This window comes from Endozoicomonas sp. ONNA2 (genome assembly GCF_024606365.1).
Classification (GTDB): Bacteria; Pseudomonadota; Gammaproteobacteria; order Pseudomonadales; family Endozoicomonadaceae; genus Endozoicomonas.
Map to the genome: position 1 here is coordinate 1 of NZ_JAHHPO010000939.1, position 9,777 is coordinate 9,777.

The 9,777-nt window shown below is 46.2% G+C and carries 9 protein-coding genes; 2 read left to right on the forward strand and 7 right to left on the reverse strand.

All coding sequences use genetic code 11. From position 1 onward, the window contains the following. Positions 1 to 78: 78 nt before the first annotated feature. The 4 genes from yaaA to rhlB all read right to left on the reverse strand — a co-directional run bounded on the left by yaaA (position 79) and on the right by rhlB (position 7,236). Entirely contained in the window at positions 79 to 870 is a 792-nt protein-coding gene (yaaA, locus tag KDK14_RS16685) for a peroxide stress protein YaaA (protein WP_257266308.1), read from the reverse strand. Between the two features lie 88 nt (positions 871 to 958). Further along, positions 959 to 3,130 (reverse strand): hypothetical protein, encoded by a 2,172-nt coding sequence (locus tag KDK14_RS16690; RefSeq protein WP_257266309.1) that lies wholly within the window; start codon positions 3,128 to 3,130, stop codon positions 959 to 961. A 1,064-nt stretch (positions 3,131 to 4,194) separates the two neighbouring features. Beyond that, positions 4,195 to 5,598 (reverse strand): PhoH family protein, encoded by a 1,404-nt coding sequence (locus KDK14_RS16695; RefSeq protein WP_257266310.1) that lies wholly within the window; start codon positions 5,596 to 5,598, stop codon positions 4,195 to 4,197. 237 nt (positions 5,599 to 5,835) lie between these two features. Next, positions 5,836 to 7,236, reverse strand: coding sequence for an ATP-dependent RNA helicase RhlB (rhlB, locus tag KDK14_RS16700; protein WP_306671578.1), 1,401 nt, complete (start codon positions 7,234 to 7,236; stop codon positions 5,836 to 5,838). Between the two features lie 214 nt (positions 7,237 to 7,450). On the opposite strand from rhlB, the gene KDK14_RS16705 reads away from it, so the two are divergent. Beyond that, the gene (locus KDK14_RS16705; protein WP_257266311.1) at positions 7,451 to 7,618 is read left to right on the forward strand and encodes a hypothetical protein; all 168 of its coding nucleotides are present in this window, start codon (positions 7,451 to 7,453) and stop codon (positions 7,616 to 7,618) included. 6 nt (positions 7,619 to 7,624) lie between these two features. Here KDK14_RS16705 and KDK14_RS16710 read toward each other — a convergent pair whose 3' ends face one another. Continuing rightward, entirely contained in the window at positions 7,625 to 7,780 is a 156-nt protein-coding gene (locus KDK14_RS16710) for a hypothetical protein (RefSeq protein ID WP_257266312.1), read from the reverse strand. 10 nt (positions 7,781 to 7,790) lie between these two features. Between KDK14_RS16710 and KDK14_RS16715 the strand changes: the two genes are divergently transcribed. Continuing rightward, complete coding sequence (locus KDK14_RS16715) at positions 7,791 to 7,958, forward strand: hypothetical protein (RefSeq protein WP_257266313.1); 168 nt, start codon at positions 7,791 to 7,793, stop codon at positions 7,956 to 7,958. A 160-nt stretch (positions 7,959 to 8,118) separates the two neighbouring features. Here KDK14_RS16715 and pyrI read toward each other — a convergent pair whose 3' ends face one another. Together pyrI and pyrB are read right to left on the reverse strand one after the other, a co-directional pair. Next, positions 8,119 to 8,577, reverse strand: coding sequence for an aspartate carbamoyltransferase regulatory subunit (pyrI, locus tag KDK14_RS16720; RefSeq protein ID WP_257266314.1), 459 nt, complete (start codon positions 8,575 to 8,577; stop codon positions 8,119 to 8,121). 10 nt (positions 8,578 to 8,587) lie between these two features. Next, positions 8,588 to 9,532 (reverse strand): aspartate carbamoyltransferase, encoded by a 945-nt coding sequence (pyrB, locus tag KDK14_RS16725; protein ID WP_257266315.1) that lies wholly within the window; start codon positions 9,530 to 9,532, stop codon positions 8,588 to 8,590. Positions 9,533 to 9,777: the final 245 nt, after the last annotated feature.

The window sequence follows — 9,777 nt, forward strand, 5'->3', positions numbered from 1 at the left end:
AGCTGATTCATGACGTACGATCAGTGGTAATCAGGAAATATTTTCACGCGCCATGAGCAAGCGTAAGCTGGCGTCAGTTTAACGGGAAGACATTGAATCCTGAGCTTCCCTGGTGAAAACCCACTCTTGATCAGAGGACATGGCCTCATTGAAGGCATAACCTTCGTAGTCAAAGCTTTTTATTTTTTTTGGCTGATCAATATTATGGTCGATAATGTAGCGGCACATCAGGCCTCTGGCTTTTTTGGCGTAGAAACTGATGATTTTATATTGGCCGTTCTTCCAGTCTTTAAATACTGGCGTAATAATCTGGCCATTAATCTGCTTTGGCTGCACAGACTTGTAGTATTCATTAGACGCGAGGTTGAGCAGTACCTGGTTTTTTTGACTGGCCAGCTCCTGGTTCAGATGCTCTGTGATCCTGCTTCCCCAGAACTGGTAAAGGTCTTTTCCCCGCTGATTGGGAAATCCCGTGCCCATTTCCAGACGGTAAGCCTGCATCAAGTCCAGCGGACGTAACAGGCCATAAAGGCCAGAGAGAATTCGCAGGTGTTTCTGGGCAAATGACAGCTGCTGTTCATTGAGTGTTGCTGCGTCGAGACCGGTGTATACATCACCTTTGAAGGCCAGTACGGCCTGCTTGGCGTTATCCGGGCTAAATGGTATCGACCATGCCTGGAAGCGGGCAGCATTGAGTTGGGAAAGTCTATCACTGATGCTCATGAGGCTGCCAATGGCTGCCGGATTTAATTCACGGAGTTTTTCAATCAGCAGGGCAGACTGGTCAAGAAAGTCTGGCTGAGTGAATGTTTTTGTTGTGGATGGTGTTTCGTAGTCCAGGGTTTTGGCTGGAGAAATAACGAGCAGCATTAAACGCTCCCTGATTTTTCACGCTGGTGATGATGAAGTCAATAGTAGAGCAGGGAGAGTTCCTTTAATAGGGGCAAGTATGAGCATTTCAACGCGAATGAGTTGCGCTTCTCATCAACTGAGCGGTTACCCCTCGGGTCAAGCCGTTCAGCAGCGTGATTAATGGAAATGTCGAATTATGTGCACCGAGATTAAGGCGGCCATTGATGTTGTAAAAACATGCTTTGGTTTTTTTGGTTTTATTGGCCTCAGGATACAATTCCGTACTCAATTTTCCTTGCTCGATATGATTAAGGTAGCACTCATTATGGTTAAACAAGCTCTGCCTGAAGCTTTCGTATCCTTCTTCTCCGGGTTGTAGTCCTGTCCAGTAAACCAGCTCTTGTGCAGCACGTTGTAGCCATTGTTGATAATCAGCATCCGTGACTTGAAGCATCTTCTTCAGGTAGTTTTCTGGTGGGTTTACGGAAGAAATTGAAGTGTTGAATCCTGAGAGGAACTCATTACAAACTGACTCGATGAAGCGTGCCGTCTGTGCAACGGCTTCGGGGTTTTGGTAATGATAATCTTCAAACTGCTGGCGCAAGCGTGAACGGATTAATAATGCCGCCAGAATATTTTCACAAATGGCATTAGCCAGTGCCAGATTTTGCGTACTTGAACATGTGTGTGTGCAGTCATTCGTGTCTCTGTACTGAAGAATGCTTTTGATCTGGCCAAAAAGCTCATAATCGCCAATATCCCGTATGCCACAGTGCCCAAAATCAGGTTTCCCAGTGGCATCGGTATTCCAGGCACCGAAAGTACCAGGATGCACTCCGTTTCGTTCATTGAAAGCATTGTGCAGGGCAACCCAGCGCCGGACGGTGGCGGTATCATGGAAAGCAGGTAACATGCTGGTGAGAATCAGACCCATGCTGGCCAGAAAGCCGACATCATGGCAGGCATCAAGTATGCCTTGTTCAGGCTTTTTGCAAGGTTGGTCAGTGGCTGAATCGGGGAGGTAAGCGTATTTTGAATAATCCGGAGGTGCTGCGTAAGAAAATACATTAATAAACCGTTGCCCACTGTCCTCATGGATGTCCACTGGGTCAGGGAAGTTTTTGATGATCGCCTCCAAATGAAAATCTAGGGGAATTTTCATAAATCCCCGGAGTGTGGGTAATTCACTGTTAAAGTGCCGTTGAATCTCTGGATGGTTTTGAATATATTCATAGATAAAGCCTTCTTTAACCAGTTCTTGCAGTTTTTCACCCTTCCGCTGAAATTTAAAATAAATGTTTTTCCCGCTTTTGTCCTGGCTCGTTATTTGGATTGTACGACCACCCACCATTATTTGATGCTGGTTATTGCTTGCTGATAATTCTTCCGGAAAATGGGTTGGCAGTATATCAGTCGTTTTGAGTTTTCCATAATTGTCAATTTCATGACCTCTACTGATATTTTCAGGTTCAAACCCTATGCTTCTGTATGACGCTATTATCAAATGATTCAGGTGTTGATTTCTGGTTTCAAACACCAGTGGTGATGTGGTTGTGATGCAACTGCTTGAGGGTAATGGAGTATGAGGTTGATAATTGATGTGCTCGATTAAATCAATCAAATGCAATTTGTCATCAGTGCTTGTTTTCGCGTTGGTTAATAACTTGAACTGCAGGGAAACCGGAATATAAGGTAGTCTGGAAACACTATCAATCTCAGTGAGGTTATTGATAAATTCTGGTGTCAGTTCTTCCAGGGCAATATTGAAAAGGTCTGTAGTCCTGTATCGGCCGGGTATTTCAAAGTAGGCCATGCAATTTTTTTTAATGGCCGAGGTCCACATATTTAATACGAGTTGGTAAAGCTCATCTGTTTTCCTGTCATCAGGGATATATTGGAAGGCATCACCTTCAGAAGAAATACAGGCCATTTTATAAAGCGCTTGCAACTCTTCTGTGTTGAGGTGCTCAGGTAGATATTTAATTATCAAACCCTTTTTAAGGTGTAAACACGCTTGTTTACACATATCATAGGTTTTGAATATGTCAGGGATAAAAGCCAATGCCGAAGCGTTAAATTCAGTGGCAATGCCATAAAGCTCGCTACGTTCTTCATCTGTCAGCCATGAGGGAAGTTGATCCAGTACCCCGTAACTTGACTTACACGCTATACGACATAAATCAAGTGTTTTATGCCGGTCTGGAACATGCATGAAATAAGCACCGTCTTTTTCACAGGCAGCCTGGCTGATCTCAGGTGTTATCATTTTATCAGGCATGAATTCAATCGCACCAGGATGAAATTCAAAGGCCGACAATAACCATTCATTTCTATTTGGATGGTCTGGTGGAATAAGGCGGCATATACCTGACGTTGTTTTACAGGCATGAGCTAGTATATCGTCTGTGATGAAATCTTTGGGAATATATTGGAGAAATTCTCCCCCCTTTAATGAATACAGTGACTCAAAAAAACCATTCTTTGCCCATTCTGATAGTATATGTTCGGGTACGTATTCAATTATGATGAGATCAAAAGCATTTACACATGCGGTTTGACATAGATCTGTATCTTTAAAATCGAAGGGAACATATTGCAGGTTTCTGCTATCAAATAAACAGGCGATTGAGCAAAGATTTCTTGTAAGCCTATCGGCTGGTATATCATTTAGCCAAAAGTCTGGGGCTTTCAGCGCCTTCGCAAGAACATCATTGTCAAGTTTATGAAAGTCCATTTCGGGAAGGGGGCGACGGAAGTAATCAAGTAATATTTTATAGTCAGTGAAAGGAATAGGGGTGTTTTTCTTTCTCTCAATATACCTTGTTATCGCAGCTTTCAATTCAGGATTCAGTTTGTCCTGAGCCGGTGGTTGCAGGCAAGGTTGATGAGCCGCAGCAACATGAGATTGTGGAGAGGTGATACTGCTGGCACTACGTGATCTCAGGTTCAGTTTATCAGTGTCATGAACAGGATTTTGAGATTCAATTATATGAAATCCCTTAATGTTTTGAGTTGCATCAGTTATGTCAGTAATATCTTGTGAATTACTGGTTGTTGGGTGCAATTGATTGATTGAACTCGAGTATGTGGACTGATTTGATATGAGATTCATAATAACCTCCCTTTATAGTTGATTTGTAATAGGCGTCACGGTAATTAACAAAGAATATGAAGCTGTTACTGTATTACAAAGCCTGTGATTTTGTATGATTCGAATAGCCGTTATATTATGGACTTCTTATCAAATTTCGCAAAAGTATTTTACAACTTCGTCCTTACTCAAAAAAATAGAAAGCCCCGGCTGTTAAGCTTCGGGGCTTTGTGGTGATAGTGATGAATGAATTACAGATGGGTTTCAGCATATGCTGCCAGTGGTGACCTTGGTACACCCTGAAGCTGCATTGAACCTCCCTGCGGGAAATGCTTCAGGCGCTCAGTCATATAGGTTAAGCCGGAGCTGGTGGCTGCCAGGTAAGGTGTATCAATCTGGGCCAGGTTGCCAAGGCAGATAACTTTACTGCCGTTACCGGCGCGGGTGATGATGGTTTTGATTTGGTGGGGAGTCAGATTCTGACATTCATCAATAATGATCAGACTCTGCTGGAAACTCCTGCCACGGATGTAGTTCAGGGATTTGAAATGCAGCGGTACCCGGTCGAGTATGTACTCCACACTGCTATTGGTGGACTCGTCATCATTGTGCAGCGCCTCCAGGTTATCAGTGATAGCGCCCAGCCAGGGTTCCATCTTTTCAGCCTCGGTACCTGGCAAGAAGCCAATATCTTCATCCAATCCCCGGGTTGAACGTGTGGCAATAATTCTCCGGTATTGTTTCGTGGCAATGGTCATTTCAATGGCGGCTGCCAGGGCCAGAATGGTCTTGCCAGAACCGGCGGCACCATTGAGATTAACCAGATGTACATCCGGGTCAAGCAGCAGATTCAAGGCCATGGCCTGATTGATGTTTAATGGCCTCAACCCCCAGACTTCCTGATGCATCAGGCTTTCTCTGCTGTAGTGCTGCAGACGTACATGGTCGTCAGATATGTCGATAACTTTTGCTACAAACCCTTGGTCGTCTAAAAGGAACTTGTTGAGATACAACTCTTCGGCAAACTCGCTTTTATCCAGGGTGTGAATGGTTTTACCATCGAGTTGTATGGTTTTTACTTCGTTGACCCGGTCCCAGAAGTTGCCTTCATAATGGATAAAACCTTTGGTCAGTAAGCCAATATCACTGACCAGCTGGTCACTGTGATAGTCTTCGGTAAAAATCCCGCAGCCCCTGGCCTTGAGACGCATATTAATGTCTTTGGTTACCAGTATGAACTGCCGTTTCGGGTGGGCTTTCTGATACTGACAGATGTCGTTAATTATCTGATTATCATTATTACTGCTGGGCAGTGTGGTGATTTTATCGTCGGCATGACTCATCATGATGGAGAGCGTGCCGGATGTTTCATTGTTGTGACTTCTCTGGATAGGGATTCCCTGCTCTATCTGTGCAGGTGTTGCAGTACCCAGAATGTTATCAATCAGTCGTATGGCTTGGCGGCAGTCAGCGGCTATGGTCTGTTTGCCGTTTTTCAGTTTGTCCAGTTCTTCCAGAACGGTGATGGGAATGAGTACCTGATGTTCTTCAAAGTTGAGGATAGAGTTAGGGTCGTGAATCAGGACGTTACTGTCCAGTATGTAGGTGGTTGTGATGGGTGAGTTTTCTGGCCTGTTTTCCAGGGCATGTCCCATAGGCAGCTCCCTTGTCTGTTTTTGGGTTACTCATATTTGATTCTTATCGAAAAGATTTCATCCGGCAAGGATAAATTCCGATGAAGAATAAAAAAATTTTTTTTCCTCCTTAGGGGGTTTAAGTTGATGGATTTTACTCTTATGCTTGAAAGAATATATCGTATTCCTGTATGAAAATTTTACTGTTTTTTTCTCCCATGTCGGCAGGCGAATCAATGGAGTTTGCCTGCATAGCCATTAATGATGCTTGTTTGGATCAACAAGCAGCTGCTCCGGTGGGTAGTCTTTCTTTAGTTTGTCCCCCAGCAGCGCTTCAAGATCTGGAATCAGAAACGAATCATCTTCACAGGCAAAGCTAATACTGGTTCCGCTCGCCCCCGCTCTTCCGGTTCTGCCAATCCTGTGAACATAGTCATCCGGGTCTTCTGGCAGGTTGTAGTTAATGACATGGCTAATGCCCTCAATGTGAATTCCCCGGCCAGCAACATCGGTAGCCACCAGTACTGAAATTTTTCCAGAGCGGAAATTTTCCAGCGTTTTGATGCGCTTGTTCTGGGGAACTTCGCCGGAGATTTGGTCTGCCCTGATCCCAACCCTTTGCAGCTGTTCGGTCAGTTTGCGTGTCTGGTCCCGGCGATTGGTGAAAACAATGACTTTTTCCAGCTGATGATGGTTAATCAGGTTGACCAGCAGGGGAAACTTCTGTTGCGATGCGAGAATGTAAACCTTTTGCTCTACCGTTTCGGTGGCAACACTGTCAGGCTCAATCTCAACTTTTACCGGGTTCCAGGTCCACTGCTCTCCAAGCCTTAATACATCATCAGTGAATGTCGCCGAGAATAGCAGCGTCTGACGGTCTCCCGGCCTTGGCGTCATGCGGATAATACGCCGAACCTGCGGGATAAAGCCCATGTCCAGCATGCGATCAGCTTCGTCAATCACCATGACTTCAACCAGGTCCAGAAACAGGTCTTTACGCTCACAGTAGTCCAGCAGGCGCCCGGGGGTTGCAACCAGAATATCCACATAATTTTCATTGATGCGTTTGCGCTGTTTCTCATAATCCATACCGCCCACAACTGTGACAACGTGCAGGGGAAGATACTTTGTCAGGGCCTGCGCATCCTTACCAATCTGTAACGCCAGTTCCCGCGCAGGGGCGATAATGACCGCCCGTGGCTCGCCCAGATAGCGTGCATCCGGTGCCGGGGTGTCAATCAGCTGCTTGATCGTGCTGATCAGAAATGCTGCCGTTTTACCGGTTCCCGTCTGCGCCTTGCCGATTGCATCCCGTCCCGCCAGAGTACTTTCCAGCACCTCAGCCTGAATCGGCGTGCAATACTTGAAGCCCTGGTCAGCGATGGCATGCATCAGTTCGCCCGGCAGAGCAAAATCATGAAAGCGGGTCTTCCCGGGCTCAGGCGCTACCTGAAACTGGTCAATACTCCAGTTTTCCTGTGGCGAGGCAGGACGGCGTGACTTTCTGCTGTTGGTCCGCTTCGGACGCTTTGCTGATTTGGCGTCGTTTCTGGAACGCGAAGCCTGTTGTTGGCTGCCAGAAAGCGCTTTCTCCCTTTGTTCAGGGTCAGCATCTTTGCGCGTGCTGCTTTTCTTGAAAAATCCTAGAAAACCACTCAATGCCTTAATCTCATTCCTTTCGGTTCTGAACAATGGCTTTACCAATTGGCAGCCGGATGAGCCAGCTATATGGATACAATCGTTACCCTGGTCGTCGCAGAGGTGGGCGAGGAAGAAATTAGCTGGTTAATACCGTGTCCGCTTTATTACGGTATAGTGTGAGAGCACTCTGGAGAGGATCTTCACGGTACTGGCATATTATCGCGCCGATTCAATGGACAAATCAAACGAGCTGTTTGGCGAGCTGTATGACAAGCTGTATGACGAGCTGTATGAATTGTCGCGAACCATTGCTGATTCAAGGAATTGGCGTCTTGCCACCCGACAAACCCGTTTGCATGGCGGAAATTGTCAATGGCTGAATGAGAGGCCAAAGAATTAATTCTGGTCAAACTTCCTCGAATTTTCCCCATTCACCCGGTGGTTCATCTTCCGATCTCTTGCCCAACCACAGTTGTTCAGACTTGCTTTTCTTGGGCACTTTTCTTTTTCTCTTTTCAAGCTTCTGCTCGTATAGAACCAGCATCAGACGAGGATCAGGCACCGGTATTACCTTGAACGGCTGGTACAAAGCAGCAAAAAAGCTGGCTTCTTCAGCAAAATTTGTGTTTTTTGTCGCAATAGACTCCACTCTCACAGGGTCTGGCATGCAACGATTGCCGATAAAGTTAGATATTGGACAAGAACTCATAGCTGTCACCTACCGTCTGGCTGAAAATTAAATAATAGATAGTTATGCCCTGTCTGGCAGTTAGACATTGGTGGAGCGGGAAGGATTTTATCTTTATGTTTCAATCGGATGTTCGGCCAGCCGAAGAGTAGAAGGCGCTCATTATTAGCGCACTGGACGCCTTCTTTCTTGCCATTAGTTCAGCTCTGCCACTATCTCAGCTCTGCCACAATTTCCTTGCTGAAGGACTTTTCACAGTAGTGGCACTGCAACTGGATATCATGACTTTTTTGACGCAGGTAGAAATAGCTCGCTACCGGTTCATTATGAGTAACGCAGTTAGAGTTGGGGCAGGCGAATGCGGCTCTCAGCGTTTTCGGAATGGCCATGGTGAACTTGTCCACCACCTGGTAATCATCAATCACGTTGATGGTTGCGCCAGGTGCGAACAGCGCTAATTCATTGGCCTCCTGTTCGGTAAACATCCGTCCTTCGACTTTTATAATATCTTTGAAGCCCAAGGCTTTACTGGGCAAATTAAAGCCCACGGTAATGCGTGCGTCACTGTTCAGCAAATGAAGACGGTCGAGGATTTTTACCCCCTGTCCCGCCGGAATATGGTCGATGACCGTGCCCTGGCAGATGGCTTCAACCTGAAGTTTGTTATTCATCGATCACTCCTCATATCTGGTCATACATTTTGTCATAAAGAGCTTCATTGAGAATCAGCGCCAGCAGCGCCTGACGGGCAAATACCCCGTTGCGGGCCTGTTCGAAGTAATAGGCATGGGGGGTTTGATCAACTTCAACGGCTATCTCATCAACCCTTGGCAAAGGGTGCAGTACTTTCAGATGTGCCGGTGCCTGTCTCAGGGGTTCGTTGGTAAGCACATACTTTGATGCAATGTGCTTATACTCGGTTTCATCGAACCGTTCTTTCTGAACCCGGGTCATGTAAATGATATCCGTATCGGCAATCACAGCTTCTATGCTATGCGCCCTGTGCCACTGAATGCCTTTTTCGTCCAGCTGCTGCAGAATGTAGTCCGGCATTGCCAGTGCATCCGGAGCAATAAAATTAAATTTTGCGTTAAAGTGGGTCAGAGCCTGAGCCAGTGAGTGCACTGTCCTGCCATATTTCAGGTCACCGACAAAGGTGACGTTCAGATTATCCAGGCGACCCTGGCACTCCCGGATGCTAAACAGGTCCAGCAGGGTTTGGGTCGGGTGCTGGTTGGAGCCGTCACCGCCATTGATAATGGGTACACTGGAGAATTCCGAGGCCAGCCGGGCGGCACCTTCCTTGGGGTGGCGCATCACCACCGCATCGGTATAGGAACTGATGATTTTGATGGAGTCAGCGAGGGTTTCCCCTTTTTTGGCAGAGGTGTTGCCACCGTCGGCAAAACCAATCAGGGTACCGCCTAATCTTTGAACCGCCGTTTCAAATGAGAGGCGTGTGCGGGTAGATGCCTCAAAAAAACAGCTGGCAATCACTTTGCCTTTTAGTAGGCCAGGACGTGGCGTTTGTTTGAGTTCAGCAGCCACTTCAAGAATTTGTTCCATATCTGCCCGGGTAAGGTCGGCTATGGAGATAATGTTCCTGTTAAAGAACCTGTTTCCCATGGAGGTAATACCTGTCGCCATTGCACATTTACAAGCCAAAAAAAAGCCCCTGAACCAAGGGGGGCTTTGTTTGAAATTCCGATAAAGTGGTTAGCACCAGTAATAAGGATCCTTCTTTTGAAGTTGATTAACTGACGATTCATGTGCAAACGCCGCTTCATCGAAACCCTATCCTGGATGAATACCTTGCAGGTTGACTCTTTTCGGTAAAACAATCAGTTTTGGTAAAAGAATCAGTTTTTTGC